Origin of the sequence: Fibrobacter succinogenes subsp. succinogenes S85, from assembly GCF_000146505.1 — a bacterium.
Lineage (GTDB): Bacteria > Fibrobacterota > Fibrobacteria > Fibrobacterales > Fibrobacteraceae > Fibrobacter > Fibrobacter succinogenes.
On record NC_017448.1, the window covers coordinates 3,551,215 to 3,567,064 of the forward strand.

At 44.7% G+C, this 15,850-nt stretch carries 12 protein-coding genes; 10 read left to right on the top strand and 2 right to left on the bottom strand.

The window, feature by feature from the left end:
- Nucleotides 1–11 precede the first annotated feature (11 nt).
- The 6 genes from FSU_RS14600 (at nt 12) to FSU_RS14625 (ending at nt 5,878) form a co-directional block, all read left to right on the top strand.
- Nucleotides 12–824: a thymidylate synthase gene (locus tag FSU_RS14600; RefSeq protein ID WP_014547119.1), complete on the top strand. Its 813-nt coding sequence runs from the start codon at nt 12–14 to the stop codon at nt 822–824.
- Complete coding sequence (locus tag FSU_RS14605; RefSeq protein WP_015732324.1) at nt 824–1,822, top strand: metallophosphoesterase; 999 nt, start codon at nt 824–826, stop codon at nt 1,820–1,822. The genes FSU_RS14600 and FSU_RS14605 overlap by 1 nt, the downstream gene beginning before the upstream one ends.
- Nucleotides 1,823–1,897: 75 nt before the next feature.
- A complete protein-coding gene (locus tag FSU_RS14610; protein ID WP_015732325.1) occupies nt 1,898–3,205 on the top strand; it encodes a deoxyguanosinetriphosphate triphosphohydrolase in 1,308 nt (435 codons plus the stop codon).
- 12 nt (nt 3,206–3,217) lie between these two features.
- Nucleotides 3,218–3,916 carry an HAD family hydrolase gene (locus FSU_RS14615; protein WP_014547122.1) on the top strand — a complete coding sequence of 233 codons (699 nt, stop codon included), beginning with the start codon at nt 3,218–3,220 and terminating at the stop codon, nt 3,914–3,916.
- 32 nt (nt 3,917–3,948) lie between these two features.
- A complete protein-coding gene (locus FSU_RS14620) occupies nt 3,949–4,755 on the top strand; it encodes a metal ABC transporter permease (protein WP_014547123.1) in 807 nt (268 codons plus the stop codon).
- Nucleotides 4,756–4,765: 10 nt separating this feature from the next.
- Nucleotides 4,766–5,878: a hypothetical protein gene (locus tag FSU_RS14625; RefSeq protein WP_014547124.1), complete on the top strand. Its 1,113-nt coding sequence runs from the start codon at nt 4,766–4,768 to the stop codon at nt 5,876–5,878.
- Between the two features lie 2 nt (nt 5,879–5,880).
- On the opposite strand, the gene FSU_RS14630 is transcribed toward FSU_RS14625, so the two are convergent.
- Nucleotides 5,881–6,441 (bottom strand): hypothetical protein, encoded by a 561-nt coding sequence (locus FSU_RS14630; protein ID WP_014547125.1) that lies wholly within the window; start codon nt 6,439–6,441, stop codon nt 5,881–5,883.
- 253 nt (nt 6,442–6,694) lie between these two features.
- Here FSU_RS14630 and FSU_RS14635 point away from each other — a divergent pair, with 253 nt between their 5' ends.
- The 4 genes from FSU_RS14635 to FSU_RS14655 all read left to right on the top strand — a co-directional run bounded on the left by FSU_RS14635 (nt 6,695) and on the right by FSU_RS14655 (nt 13,467).
- A complete protein-coding gene (locus FSU_RS14635) occupies nt 6,695–7,585 on the top strand; it encodes a hypothetical protein (RefSeq protein ID WP_015732326.1) in 891 nt (296 codons plus the stop codon).
- 193 nt (nt 7,586–7,778) lie between these two features.
- The gene (locus FSU_RS16010; RefSeq protein ID WP_049858432.1) at nt 7,779–10,004 is read left to right on the top strand and encodes a BspA family leucine-rich repeat surface protein; all 2,226 of its coding nucleotides are present in this window, start codon (nt 7,779–7,781) and stop codon (nt 10,002–10,004) included.
- A 50-nt stretch (nt 10,005–10,054) separates the two neighbouring features.
- Nucleotides 10,055–10,837, top strand: a complete 783-nt coding sequence (locus FSU_RS14650; RefSeq protein ID WP_014547126.1) for a hypothetical protein — start codon at nt 10,055–10,057, stop codon at nt 10,835–10,837.
- Between the two features lie 140 nt (nt 10,838–10,977).
- On the top strand, nt 10,978–13,467 hold the full coding sequence (locus tag FSU_RS14655) for a BspA family leucine-rich repeat surface protein (RefSeq protein WP_014547127.1): 2,490 nt from the start codon (nt 10,978–10,980) through the stop codon (nt 13,465–13,467).
- Nucleotides 13,468–13,527: 60 nt separating this feature from the next.
- Here FSU_RS14655 and FSU_RS14660 read toward each other — a convergent pair whose 3' ends face one another.
- Nucleotides 13,528–15,813 (bottom strand): AAA family ATPase, encoded by a 2,286-nt coding sequence (locus FSU_RS14660; protein ID WP_014547128.1) that lies wholly within the window; start codon nt 15,811–15,813, stop codon nt 13,528–13,530.
- Nucleotides 15,814–15,850 lie beyond the last annotated feature (37 nt).

Consider the following 15,850-nt stretch of genomic DNA (forward strand, 5'->3'; position numbering starts at 1 on the left):
ACATTAACAATATGCAGCAATACTTAGATCTTCTTAAAGATATTATCGATAACGGTGTGGACCGTTCCGACCGCACTGGCACCGGCACTCGTTCTGTGTTCGGCCGCCAGACTCGCTTTGACCTTTCCAAAGGCTTCCCGTGCCTTACAACTAAGAAACTCCACTTGCGCAGTATCATTCACGAACTGCTGTGGTTCTTGAAGGGCGATACGAATATCAAGTACTTGCACGATAACAAGGTTACGATTTGGGACGAATGGGCCGATGAAAATGGCGACTTGGGCCCGGTTTACGGTCACCAGTGGCGCTCCTGGCCGACACCCGATGGCGGACATATTGACCAGATTGCAAATTTGATCAATAGCCTCAAGAATAATCCGGATTCTCGCCGTCACTTGGTTTGCGCCTGGAACGTCGCCGAAGTCGACAAGATGGCTTTGCCGCCGTGCCATTGCCTGTTCCAGTTCTACGTGGGCGGTGTTGGTGCTAGCGGTAAGCGTAAGCTCAGCTGCCAGCTTTACCAGCGCAGTGCCGACATGTTCCTCGGCGTGCCGTTCAACATTGCGTCTTATTCGCTCTTGACGATGATGCTTGCTCAGGTCTGCGGTTACGAAGCTGGCGAGTTTGTCCATACTTTTGGCGACTTGCATTTGTACAGCAATCACTTTGACCAGGCTCGTGAACAGCTTTCGCGTACGCCGCGTGCGCTCCCGACGATGAAGATGAATCCTGATGTCAAGGATTTGTTTAATTTCAAGTTCGAAGATTTTGAACTTGTGAATTACGATCCGTGGCCGACCATCAAGGCTCCGATTGCTGTTTAATGAACTCTTCGATTGACTTCATTGGCGATATTCATGGGCATTACGATGAACTCGTAGTGCTCCTTAAAAAGCTAGGCTACGAAGAACGCGGAGGCGCGTTCCGCTATCCGGGCGATGCTCGAACGGTCGTCTTTTTAGGCGATTATATTGACCGCGGGAGTCGTGTGCGCGATACGGTAAATCTCGTGCGTGCCATGCGCGATGCGGGTTCTGCTGTGGCTCTGCTGGGCAATCACGAGTTCAATGCGCTTAGCTTTTGGCACGAGAATGGAGCCGGCGGGCGTCCCATAAAATCAATTCGCGGCGGTTATTTGCGTGAGCATTCTTTTAACAAAGTAGCGATTCACGTGAAGACTGTTGAAAGCTATCGCGGGCGCAAGGCGGAATTCCAGGAAATGCTTGATTTCCTCAAGACGCTCCCGCTTTACTTGGAAACGGACTTGTTCCGTGCGCAGCACGCTTGTTTTGACTTGAAATGTGCCGATGTGCTTAAAGCTGAAGGTATCCGTTCTTTTATGGATGGCGATTTTGACGAGCTTATTGCGCGTGCGAACGACAAGAATGACGAATACGATGATTCGCTGTATTGGCCGATAAGTTTGTTCTTGAAAGGCCCAGAATTGGATTTGCCGGAGGGAGTGACGTTCCGCGATGCCGAAGGTGTAAATCGTAAACGTACGCGAATCCGCTGGTGGATTAATCCGAAAAACGTCACTTTGCAGGATCTCAGTTTCCAGCCGGGCGTGGAATTGCCTCCGCGCGAAGTTCCGCTTGAAATTCAGACTCGCGATTTCTATGGCGAAAATGAACGCCCGGTTTTCTTTGGGCATTATTGGTTGACGGGAATGCCTGAACTTATTCGTGATAACGTCTGCTGCTTGGATTACAGTGTTGCAGGTTATCGCGGTGATGGGCGCCTGGTTGCTTACCGTTTTGATGGCGAACAGAAACTTGATAACCGTAAGTTCGTCTCAGTCGAAGCCGGAACAGCATTATAAAAAGCCCATACCCCATAGCCCAAAGCACCGAAGGTGCGACCCCATGGCTGATTGCCTTATTGCTATATTTATTATATGCTACAATGGGATACGCTTCTTTCTGCAACGCGTTACGGTCACCCGGCCGATCCGGACCCGAACCGTTCTGACTTCCATCGCGATTACGACCGCATCGTTTTTTCTACCGCATTTCGTCGCTTAGGCCGCAAGACTCAAGTTCATCCGTTCTCGGTGAATGACCACGTTCACAGCCGCCTCACGCACAGTCTTGAAGTTTCGAGTGTGGGCCGTAGCCTCGCAATTACGGTGTATCACCTGATTAAAAAGCATTTGCCGAAGTACGTGAACGAATACCAGTTCGGTACGATTGTGCAGTCGGCATGCCTCGCTCACGATATTGGAAACCCGCCGTTTGGCCATGCAGGTGAAGCCGCTATTCGCGAATGGTTCCGCAAAAATCGCCATTCCGCACCGATGTCTGAACTGAGCGACAAGGAAATTGCAGACTTCGAAAACTTTGACGGTAACGCTCAAGGCCACCGCATTTTGAGCAAGCTCGAATACCACTTCCTTGATGGCGGTATGCGTCTCACGTACGCAACAATCGGTTCGATGATTAAGTACCCGCGACTTGCGTATTACGGTTGCCCGACGAGTTTGTTCCGCACTGAGGCTGAACTCTATCGCGAAACGGCTGAAATTCTTGGCATTCCGGAAATTGAAAATGGCGTGTGGGCGCGCCATCCGCTTGTGTACTTGATGGAAGCGGCAGACGATATTTGCTATTCCATCCTTGACGTTGAAGATGCAATTGAACTTGGCATTTTGACGTTCGGCGATGTGCGCAACATGTTCAGTTTCTTGTGTGGTCCGGAAGTCGATATCGACCGCGAGTTCGAAGAAAACGGTCAGAACTTCAGAGACTTCCTCAGCAGCATTCGTGGGCGCGCCATCCAGAACTTGATTGATGACGTGGCGGTGCTTTTTGTGAAGCATTACGACCGCATTATGGAAGGTTCGCTTGACAAGCACTTGATTGACCTTTCACGTTCCGATACGATGGAAGGTATTCGCATTGCGAAGCGCCTGGGTGTAGAACGCATTTACCCCGACCGCCGCAAGACGGAACTTGAAGTCGGTAGCTACACGACGCTTAGTACTGTGCTTGATGCGTTTATTAACGGCGTTTACGATTACCGCCAGAACGATCGCAATTCGTATCGTGCAAACCGCATTGTCCGCTTGATTGGACAGGCTAAGATTGGCCAAAGCGTTACGACCGCCGAAGCTTACCACCAGGTGCTTGACTTTGTGAGTGGCATGACGGACAATTACGCTACTTACCTCGCTCGTCAAATTGGCGGGCTTGCGATGGGCTATTAAGAGGTTGGCTCGGTGAGTGCGCTGGATATCGGCATCAAGAACGATGCTTCAAAAATTTGGCTTTTTGATTACGACTTGACGCTTTACGGCGAAGAGGAACGCTTTGTCTTAAATTCGCTTGACCACCGCATTGCTGAATTTGTCCAAAAGACCGTGGGTGGAACGTTTGAAAGTGCTACAGAAATCCGCAAGGATTATTTGCACCGTTTTGGCACAACGCTTTCCGGGCTTATGGCGATGAATGGTACGGCTCCCGACGATTTTTTTGATTTTATCCATGAACCCGAATACCTGATTTACCCGAAGGTGGCGCCTGAAAAGCTTGAACTTTTAAAGTCGCTTGTGGGACATCGCTTTGTGTTTACGAATGGGCGAGGGGACTGGAGCCGCGCGGGCATGGCGCACATGCAGCTCGATTCTGCGATTGAGGATGTTTTTGACCTCAAGCTCATGGATTGGGAAGGCAAGCCTCACGTGAGCGCATACGATAAAATTGAAAAATGGCTTGTGGCGCGGGGTGTCTTGGCTCAGGAATCGTCGGAAAAGTCGCAAATTGTGCTGCTTGAAGATTCGCTACGCAATTTGGAACCCGCTCATGAGCGCGGATGGACGACTGTTCTCGTGAATCCGAACATTCAAGCGCCCAGTTGGGTGGATTTTCATATCCCGCATTTACTAAATTTAAAAGAGAAGCTAGTTACTAATCACTAACCACTAATCACTAACCACCAACCACTAAAAACATGCTCGATTTACTTTCCATGGATTTTATGCAGAACGCTCTCATCGCAGCGGTGCTTGTTGCCATTGCTTGTGGCGTTATGGGAACGTACGTCGTGGTGAACCGCTTGACGGCTCTTTCGGGCGGTGTGGCTCATGCCTCGTTTGGTGGGGTGGGGCTGGCTTGCTTTATCGGTTTTTCGCCGATGCTTGGCTCGCTTGGTTTTGCACTTGCCTGTGCGATGCTTATGGGTGCGCTCACGTGGCGCGACCGCAAACATGCCGATACGTTTATCGGGATTATTTGGGCGGCAGGCATGGCACTTGGCGTGATTTTAACGGATTTGACGCCTGGTTACAGTGGCGAAATGATGAGTTTCTTGTTTGGTAGCCTTTTGACCGTGCCGACAGAACTCCTCTGGTGGATGGGGGCGTTGCTCGTGTTCATCTTGGGCGCTGTTTCGGTTTGCTTCCGCAATTTCCTTTCGATTTCATACGATCCGGAGTTTGCTCGCGTCCGCGGCATTCCCGTGCTGAATTACTACATGCTTTTGATTGCGCTGATTGCACTCACGGTCGTGATTGCCGTGCAGGCGGTGGGCATGATTCTCGTGATTGCGCTCCTCACGATTCCCGCTTACATCGCGGAATGCTATGCCAAAAATTTACTCCAGATGATGGTTATTTCGGTTCTGGTTTCGCTTGTACTTGTGGTGCTTGGACTCTTAGTCGCATGCCAGTTGAACTTTGTCGTTGGACCTACGATTATCGCAGGTGGCGTCATCTTGTACTTGCTCAACTTTGCCGTTAAAAAGATTGTGAAAAAATAGGAGAGGGAAAATGTTTTCAATGTTGCGCGTTTCTGTAGCTTTAGCGTGTTCGTTCTTGGCGACGTCTGCATTTTCTGCCGTTGCCCGTAATTCGTTCGACAATATGGACGTCAAAACGTCTTATTCCGAACTTTTGCAAGAGAAAAATGCCCGTAATGATTCTCTGTTGCCGGCATTTGATGGCGACAAGGCTTTTGCCGAAGTGCTTCGCCTGAATCCGAACTTCTGGAGTTTGGGTAGCGCCATCAACAAAGAAGAATCCCTCGTAACAAAGCTTCACGTGAACTTGATTTTTGTGGACGGTACCCGCGAGGAACCGTTCTGCGAACTTGACAAGGCTGCGAAAAATACCGCTGACGAATGGAATGTGCGCATCGGCGCGGACTTCGTTTCTGCAGGATCCAATACGGTCCACATTCACGTGCAGCAGTGCTTGGACTATGTGCGCGACCAGCTTGGTTACGCCATCAAGAAGGGCGATAAGATTATCCACGTGCCGCCCAAGGAAACGCTTGACAGAATCAAGAAAAGCGAAATTCCGGATGCCATTGACATTGACTTGCAGCAGACTCTTCTCAAGGCTCACGAAGATGTGAATCTCACCGGCAAATGCCCGAAGGATATTGAAGCTTACATCATCCTCATGAACGTCTACAATCAAGTCAAGAAGATGAAGATGGACTACGTGGTCATCAACGACCAGCTGAATAAGCAGCGTAATGGTGGTTCACGCGTGCAGTCCTGTGCCTTTAGCCGCGAATGGAACAAGCGTTACCAGGAAAGCGCTAGCTTCGAATGCGATATCGATAACGACCGTTGCATCTACCGTCAGGAAAATGACGGCGATACGGAATGGTCCATCAACTACGAAAAAGACCGCTTTGAATACATCAACAAGAAGTTCCTCTTCTTCAATCGCGATCCGATGAGCATCCACAAGGGCGGAACCATGATGGATTTGCGCCTAATCCGCCTCTCGACCACGCTTTACCTGGAAGCCTACATCAATTTGAAGGGCGAGCCGGTAACTCTTGGCCTTATCGTTGTGCCGGGCGACAAGACTATCAAGGATTACGAAGACGACCGCCCCTCTAATGAAGAAGCTCGTGAATTGACGGAATAGAGTTATTCTAAGTACGTCAGCCCGCTGTAATTAAATTTAACGACATCGATGCTTGTGTCGGCCTGTTCGACCAGTTTTTGTTTCCATTCGCTCATCGGAATATCGCTTGCGATGAGCTTGCTTAATCGTTGACCGAACAGAATTTCTTCACGGGTGATTGTTTCTCCGTTTGATTTTGTACAGCCGTTGATGAGAGCTTCGGTGGGGTTGCTGATGAACATGGACGAGAAAAATCCGCTGAGATTCATGCTCTTTGCAAATGATGACGCGTAGCACCAGATCCCGATAACGCGTTTTGCCTTAATGTGGCGGACGTTCTTTTCTGATATAATAAATGGATTGCCGTGAGTTTGTGGGGATAAAAGTCCGCTCGGGTAGCCATGTCCACATAATATAATAGTGTCTTTTTCGGTGAGCAACGCTTGTTCAACTTTCTTTGACCATGGACCGTTGAAACCGTTAATCTCAATGACCTTGACGTTCGGGAGATCCTTCCAGATATGCTTGAGAACCAACGTGTCCGTGTCGCCCATGTTAGAAAAAATAACGGTAGCAGAATTCATAAAAATCTCCTTTTTTTCTCTGTATCGTTGTTCTGTCTGAATTTGTCAACTAACATAAGTGACAGAAAATGACCTTGACAAAAACCGTAATTTTTACTATATTAGCCCGGCTTTTATGAGTTTGGTTTTATAATTGTTTAATGAAAATATTGTTTAGGGTTTAAGGAAAATTAATTGTTTTTCCTGTTTCCCTCTGTCGTTTTTCCTTGACATTGTTGTTTGACTTTTAATCCATTAATTAAAGAGGTAAGTTATGGATATGTCTTGTGCTGTACAGACAAATGACTCTCCACGCTTTAAGCTGGAGGAGAATGAAAAAATCTACGCATTGTTTGATGCGTTCATCAAAAAAACTCTTGTTGAAGACCGCGCCATCGATTTTTCGGCACCCGCAATACTCAATGAAGATGGCACCATAGAATTTTACGAAAGCGACTATCGATTCTCCGACTTAATCCGGGGTGTCGGCCACAATAATACAAAGGCTTGCTTTGAACAACTAATCGCTAAGCGGGTCACGAAAGAATACAAGCTTTTGGCGACATCCGAACCGTTCGTGGAAAAATTACTACTGCTGTCCGCTCATTTCTACTGGTTGTGGAGCTTGGGTATTTCTTTTTGCGAAACTTCTTGCGGTGAATATGGCAAGGCACTTTCTATCAATGAAGGTTGGGCTGATTACATTGATGATTACTATGTAGGACAAGGTCTCTGGAGTACATCGACAACTCGACCCGCTCGCAAAAAAGAACTGATGTTGATCTATTCTATCTTTGAACAGTTCATCACATGGCCGAAAAAGCCAACGTTTAAAAATTTGTTTGAACTGAAACAGGCTCTGGTCCATTTCGTCTTCAAGACCAAGCTTGATTCAAACGCTCCAATCCGCAACGGTCTACTCCACTTCTGCAATCCCGACCGTTACATTGACTTCTACCGTTACGAATCAAAAGTTCAGTACGTTGAAAATAATTCCAATCTGCTGCGAGATTACAAGGTATCGGACTACGCTCAAATGCTCACTCAGGATGGTCTCTATTTTTCCACCAGAATTGGCAAGGTTGAAGACCACTTGGTCTACAAGGCAAACCGAACTGAAGAAAAAATTTGCTACATCTATGACAAGCTTACTCAAGTAGGTTAGAAAGAGGATTTATTATGATCGCCAAAAATAAAGAACAACTTATTGAACTAATCCATAAAGCCATTGAAGAAAAGGGTTATGAATGCGACCTGAATTTTATTGACGTGTCGCAAGTGTATGATATGAGCGAATTGTTTAGCCATTCCCCGTTTAACGGCGACATTATAAATGGGATGTGTCGAATGTGTGGAGTATGAGAGAAATGTTTGCTTTCTCTCGGTTTAATGGCGATATTAGTGGGTGGAACGTATCAAACGTGACGGATATGGGAAGCATGTTTTGGAGGTCTAAATTCAATGGCGATATCAGTCATTGGGATGTGTCTAATGTGACGTACATGGCGTGTATGTTTAGCTGTTCTAAGTTCAATGGTGATATCAGCCGTTGGAATGTGTCTCGTGTGACAGATATGAGAGGCATGTTTGTTCATTCTCCATTCAATGGCGATGTCAGTCATTGGAATGTATCGAATGTGAAAGATTTTGGCTGTATGTTTGACGAATCTGCTACGGAATGGGCGATGTGTTATCCGTCCTGGTATAAGGGTAAGCGAGTAAATGGGATTGTTGCCGAGAACCGCGAAAATCTTATTGAAATTATTAAAGCCGTAATTAAAAGAAATGGCTCAGAGTGTGATTTGAATTATATTGACGTGTCGCAAGTGACGAATATGAGATATCTGTTTGTTCATTCACAATTCAATGGCGATATTAGTGGGTGGGATGTGTCGAATGTGACAGATATGAGGGGAATGTTTAGAGATTCTCTGTTTGAAGGTGATATCAGTCAGTGGAATGTCTCGAAAGAAACGGTTAAGGATAGTATGTTTTTCAACTCTGGTATTGAAAAAAACAATCGCTATCCATCTTGGTATGGAAAAGATGAACAGGTCCATAAGGTTGTTGCTCGGGATCGTGATCATCTTATCGAGCTTATTGATGCGGCAATTGAAAGAAATGGTCTTGAATGTGACTTGAATTTTATTGATGTGTCGCAGGTGACGGATATGAGTTGGCTGTTTGGTTTTTATTCGCTTGATGATGAAACGGATGAAGAAATTCCCGAAGAAGAAATGGATGATTCGCAAAGAAAAGCTTTAAAAAGAAGTCAATTTGATGGCGATATCAGTCAATGGGATGTGTCGCATGTGACAAACATGAAAGCGATGTTTTTTTCCTCTTCTTTTAATGGAGATATCGGTCAGTGGGACGTGTCATGCGCGAAAGACATGAAAGGGGTGTTTTTCAATTCACAATTCAATGGTGATATTAGCGGGTGGAATGTATCGAATGTGACTGATATGACGGGGATGTTTTGGTACTCTAAATTCAACAGAGACATTAGTAAATGGAATGTGTCAAATGAGACGGTTAAGGATAATATGTTTCTAGAGTCTGCTACGGAATGGGCGAATTGCTATCCGTCCTGGTATGGGATAGATGAACGGAACCAAAAAGTTGTTGCTACTGACTGTTATAATCTTATGGAGATTATTGATGCGGCGATTGAAAGAAAGGGCTTGCAATGTGACCTGAATTATATTGACGTGTCGCAAGTGACGGATATGCGCAAGTTGTTTGGGTTTACGCGGATTTTTAATGATTACGGTGAAGAAATTCCCGATGAGGAGTATGCTGAATGGAATAGAAAAACACTATTGAGAAACAAATTTAATGGCGATATCAGTGGGTGGGATGTGTCGAACGTGACGGATATGACGGATATGTTTCGCGGTTCTGATTTCAATGGTGACATCAGTCAATGGGATGTGTCAAATGTAACGAACATGGAAGGGCTTTTTGTCAGCTCAAAATTTAACGGCGATATCAGTCGATGGAATGTATCGAACGTGACGGATATGAACAATATGTTTGGCAACACTGAATTCAATGGCGATATCAGCGGGTGGGATGTATCAAACGTGACTAATATGATGGGAATGTTTTGGTGTTCTAAATTCAACGGCGATATTAGTCAATGGGATGTGTCAAATGTGACAGATATGTATGGCATGTTTGAATGTTCTAAGTTCAATGGCGATATTAGCCATTGGGATGTATCTCATGTGACGAATATGAAAAACATGTTTTATAGTTCCGAATTCAATGGCGATATCAGTCAATGGAATGTCTCAAATGTGACGGAAATGAGCAGCATGTTTCAATGTTCTAAGTTCAATGGCGACATCTGCCATTGGAATGTATCCCATGTGACGAATATGAAAGACTTGTTTCATGGTTCCGAATTTAATGGTGATATCAGTCAATGGAATGTCTCAAATGTGACGGAAATGAGCGGCATGTTTCAATATTCAAAATTCAAAGGCGACATCAGTCAGTGGGATATGTCAAATGTTACAGATAAAGAGTATATGTTTGATGACGATGATGATGAAATGTTTGACGAAAATGATGAGTAGAGAGGCGGGGTAGAGTCATTTTACATTTCCCACCCATTTAACGATAATATATGGGTGGGTTTATTGTATCAATTTCTTTTTTACAAGGAATTATTATGATCAAAAAATATTTGGAAAATGAATACAAAGAAGACATCAAGAATGTCTTTAACACAGAACCAAGATGCGATAGTTGGTTCTGTATAGACTACAATAGAGATCAATGGGCTGAAATCCAAGCTAAGAACTTGGCTTTGTCCAAGGAAAATCCGGATCGTCATTTTGTTCTATCTAGTGTATTTCTATTCCATTTTATAGTTACCATAGCCATGTGGGATGAATGTTCTTATAACCAAACGTTCAATTATGATGGATTTAAGGAGTTCTATGAAGGATTGACAGGATGGCCGCAAATGCATCTGACGTACTGGAAGGAATTTTCACGAAAATACTCCGATGAAGAATTCCTGCTGGTAGATGTCAAAAAAATTCTAGACCGTTTCTCTCTGATGCGTAACGGCATTCAAAATCGAACAAGTGAATTTATGTTGTCGTGTATTTTTGCTGCTATGCAGGGACAATTGAATGATGCATTGATTAAATGGAATGTTTCGAAAAAGTCTAAGGTCGCGGTTTCATCTAAAGTCCAGTACCTTCTGGACAGAATCAGGAATATTTTGAAGACTGGTTATATGCCGGACGAACCGGAACAGAAAAAATCAAATCCAGAACCAAAACAGATTGAAGATAAACCGCAAATTGAATCAAAAAGTTCTGTTGGAAAAGATTCGGATACGGAGTTAACTGATGATGAAATCGGTTTTAATGTGTACGAAGAACCCTTAATTTTATAGTAATATAGAGAATAAATCTCAAAGCTCCTCTGACTTCTAGGTTGGTGGGGCTTTTTCTTTAAACAGGATTTAATTAGGTTTTGAGCTTATAATCCTATTTTATATTGTATATTTCTAAAAAATATCAAAGAGGATTTATTATGATCGCCCAGAACAGAGAACATCTCATTGAACTTATTGATAAAGCTATTGAAGAAAACGGTCTTGAATGCGATTTGAATTTTATCGATGTGTCGCAAGTGACTGATATGCATGAGTTGTTCGGATTCGTTCCGATTGATGATGATATTCCTGAAGAAGAATTTGATGAAGAGCTTCGAAAAGCAAAAAAAAGAAGTTCGTTTAATGGAAATATCAGCCATTGGGACGTATCCAATGTGACAAGTATGAGCGATATGTTTAGACAATCGCAATTTAATGGTGATATTAGTAATTGGGATGTCTCTAGTGTGACTGATATGTGGGGTATGTTTAAGAAATCTCAATTTAAAGGAAATATTAGCAGATGGAACGTATCCAATGTAAAGAGTATGGGGTATATGTTCAGTGAATCTCAATTCAATGGAAACCTAAGTTGTTGGAATGTCTCAAATGTAACGGATATGAGTTATATGTTTGATGAATCCCAATTCAATGGTGATATTAGTAGTTGGAATGTATCCAATGTGACGAATATGAGTCTTATGTTTGAACACTCCCCATTCAATGGAAACATTAGTCAATGGAATGTGTATCGTGTTAAAAATTTTAGTTATATGTTTGCTGGTTCTCGGTTTAATAAGAATATTGACCGATGGTTTTTATCGCATGCTGCAAATGTGGAGGGAATGTTTGATGAATCTGTTACGGAATGGGCGAATTGCTATCCGTCCTGGTATAGAAATGAAGGACGGATAAATAGAGTTGTGGCTAGTGACCTTGAAAATCTTATTGAAATTGTTGATGCTGCTATTGAGAGAAAAGGTTTAGAATGTGACTTGAATTATATAGATGTGTCGCATGTGACTGATATGAGAAGTTTGTTTGGATTTGAAGGAGCTTATGATCCTGAACGAGATGCGGATGTCATTGCGGAATTTAATGATTTGGATCGAAAAGCATTTAAAAGAAGCAAGTTTAATGGGAATATCTGCCAATGGAATGTATCCAATGTGACGAATATGAACGGAATGTTTGAAAATTCTCAATTTAAAGGAAACATTGGTCAATGGAATGTATTGAAAGTGACTGATATGGGGGATATGTTTGCTGGGGCGATGTTCAATGGCGATATTAGTCAGTGGGATGTATCTAACGTAAAATGTATGGCTCATTTGTTTTATGCATCTCAATTTGATGGTGATATCAGTCGGTGGGATGTATTTGGTGTGACTGATATGCATGCCATGTTTGAAGATTCCCAATACAATGGTGATCTTAGTCGGTGGGACGTATCAAATGTGACTGATATGCATGCTATGTTTAAAGATTCCCAATTTAATGGTGATATTAGTTGGTGGAACGTGTCAAATGTGAAAAACATGCATGCTATGTTTGAAGGATCTCAGTTTAATGGTGATATTAGTCGGTGGAATGTGTCAAATGTAACGGATATGGGAAGCATGTTTGCTAATTCTCAATTTGACGGTGATATTAGTCAATGGGATGTGTCGAGTGTGACGGACATGAGTAAGATGTTTGCGTGCGATTCTGTTGTGTATGGAGAGTTCAATCCATTCTGTGGCGACATTAGCCTATGGAACGTGTCAAAAGTGAAGAATATGAGCGGGATGTTTCGGGGATCTGAATTCAATGACGATATCAGCCTTTGGAATGTGTCAGGTGTGACTAATATGAGTGTTATGTTTTCATATTCACAATTTAACGGTGATATCAGCCAGTGGGATGTGTCAAGAGTTACTAATATGAGCTCTATGTTTGCGCATTCCCGATTTAACAAAGATATCAGTCAATGGAATGTGTCTATTGATGCCACATTGGGTAATATGTTTAATGACTCAGCCATTGAATGGGCTAACGATTATCCTTCTTGGTATAGAATTGCTAGACCAACGAATAGGATTGTCGCTAGAGACAAAGATCATCTTGATAAAATTGTACGTGCTGTAATAGGAAGAAAAGGACCTAAATGTGATTTGAACTATATTGATGTTTCAAATGTGACGGATATGAGCGGTTTGTTTGTTGATTCCAATTTTAATGGTGACATTAGTCAATGGAATGTCTCGAATGTGACGGATATGAGTGGTATGTTCTTGGGTTCCAATTTCAATGGTAACATTAGTCAGTGGGATGTTTCTAAAGTCACAAATATGACTGGAATGTTTGAAGAATCCGAATTCAATGGCGATATCAGTTCGTGGAATGTTTCTAAAGTCACGAATATGACTGAAATGTTCAAGAAATCCCAATTCAATTGTGATATTAGCGGATGGGACGTGTCTAGCGTTGTTGAGGCTAAGTCTATGTTTGAAAACTCTCAATTTAAGCGTAATATTCGCTCATGGAAATTGAAAATGCGAAATTACAGGGGCTCGATATTAGACGATGTGTTCAATGGAACACCAAATTATAGTGCTCTTGAAAAGGCTGCAGAATTATTAGATGACGACTTTTTTTATGAAATTTAGTGCCTAACTAAAAATCAAGTATAAAACCCGTCGGCGTTCATGCCGGCGGGCTTTCTCGTTTTAGAACCCCATCTTTCTCTTGTTATCGCTGCCTTCCTTCGCTTCAACTTCTTTTTCAAGAGCGTCAGCAATGCAGTCGGTGGTGAGCTTATGTGCGGGCAAGTAACGCAACTGGTTGTAGACGGCACTGAAATCGCCCGGGGCGAGAGTCGTCATGTGCTTGACCTGTGCGGGGCATTCGAGCTTGGGGAAGAACGAGTGCCATACTGTTTCAATCCCTTCGCGGGTGAGGTAGTCAAATTTGACCTTGAGCGCAAAGCGGCGGCGGGAGGCGTTGTCAAGTCTTGCGTTGAAATTTGTGGCGGCGATGAAAATCCCGTTGAAGTTTTCCATCTGCGTCAAGAGTTCGTTGACCTGCGTTACTTCGAAATTGCGGACGGCTCCGTTGCGGTCGTTTAAGAAGCTATCGGCTTCATCGAAGAAGAGAATGGCTTTGCGTTCTTCGGCTTCTTCGAAAGCGGCCTTGATTTTGGCTTCGGTTTCGCCGACGTACATCCCGAGCAAGTCGCTAGCGCGCTTGACGACGAGATTTCTGTTCAGTTTGCGGGCAAGGAATCGCACGAATTCAGTTTTGCCTGTTCCCGGTGCGCCGTAGAGCAGAATGTTCAGTGACTGCGCAGCGTCTTTGCCGTTTAACTTGTCCCAAATACCGTTGAAGTTCTCGGCGATTTCAACAATGTCGTCAATGTTCTGGTCTATGTTGAGCCCGGTCAGCGTGTAAGCGGGAGCGTGCGTCGTCTTTTCGCGGGTGTTGTCGCGGGCGATGTTGAGCAAGTTCGCATGTGCATCGAGCATTTTGCGGATGACGGTGACCGCGATTCCTTTGTCCTGCTTGGCGGCGGGGATGGCGTTTTGGACCGCCTTGGTGTAGCCGCCGACTGTGACGGGGTATTCCGCGGCGATGTTCTGGATTTCTTCTTCGCTGATCATGTCGGGAACGTGGAGCACGTTCAATACGGAGTGCAACTGCAAAGCGCGTTTTTCCGCCGTAAAGTTCTTGAATTCCATCGAAAAGTCAAAACGGCGGCGGGTGCTTTCTTCGACGAACGTCATGGAATTCGAAATCCAGATGATGGGCGTGTGGATGTCTTCCATGAGCATGTTGAGCATACCTTTTTCAAGCCAGTTGAGCATCTGGTCGGCTTCATCGACGAGAATAATGGCGTTTGTGTTTTCGCATTGCCAGGCAGCGAGTCGGAGTGTGCGCACGCGGCGGCGGAGAATCGCATCGTACATGCCGCCTTCGCCACCGAATCGGTCTTGCTCCGCTGGCGCCTTGATGGTGTACATCTTGAGTCCGAGTTCATTGGCGAGTGCTTTTGAAAGCTCAGTCTTGCCGGTACCCGCGCGACCGTAGAACAGAATGTTGAGCGGCTTCTTGTAATCGTGATTAGCGAGCAAGTACACGAGCGTATCAGCTTCCGGGCGGTCCTTGGCGAGTGTCTCGAACGGAATCTTGGAATCTTCGGCAATGCCGATATCGCCAACTTTAGTAATCTCGTTTTGACCGTTCAGGTGGCGGACAATGTCCCCGTCCAGATCCATATCGTTGTCAAGAATGCCGAGCTTGGAAATGAGCGCATCGCTGTTGGTCAGTTCAGAAAGTCGCTGCTTGGAAAGTCCGGTGGCGATGGGAATGAGTTCCAAGTCTTTTTCCGTGAAACGGGTCCTCATCCCGCAAGTCAAGCGCTTCTTGATGCTTTTGACGTCCATTTCATCGTATTCCTGAATCCAGAGATAGAGAATGAGTTCAATTTCGTCGTCGTTCAGGTGGAACATTTCCTGGAGCTTTTCAACTCGCTGCATGGTGGAGTCGCTTTCGTCGGTGCCTTTGTTGAGTTCCTGCCAGGCGAATTTCATGAACAGCGGAATGACAGTGTTGAGAAAACGCTTCCATTCATTATCGGTGAAAACGTCCTTGGAAAGGTGCTTGATATTTTCGATGCTGCGGGCGACCTCGACGTGGAAATCTTTGTGCGGGTATTTCTTGAGGAATATTGCTCCATGTGCGCCGCAGTAGTTGCCTCGTGCGACGGAGAGAGGTGCGGAACCGTCAAGTTTATTTTGTCTGTCAATTTGGGCGAGCGCGTTGACGAGTTCGGTTTGTGTTTCAAAATCCATGAGGCCGACGACTGCTTCGGGGTTGAGATAGTCGGGGTTTGCTTGCAAATAACGGACCCAGTATTCCAACACCTTCAAAAGCGTGAACTTGGAGCTTGTGCAGCCTTGCGGCGTGTTGCTCTGGAGCTTGTTGGCGATGTTCTGGAAGTATTCTTTTTTATTCATGATGACCTCATATATAGGCGAGAATACCGCACCTTTT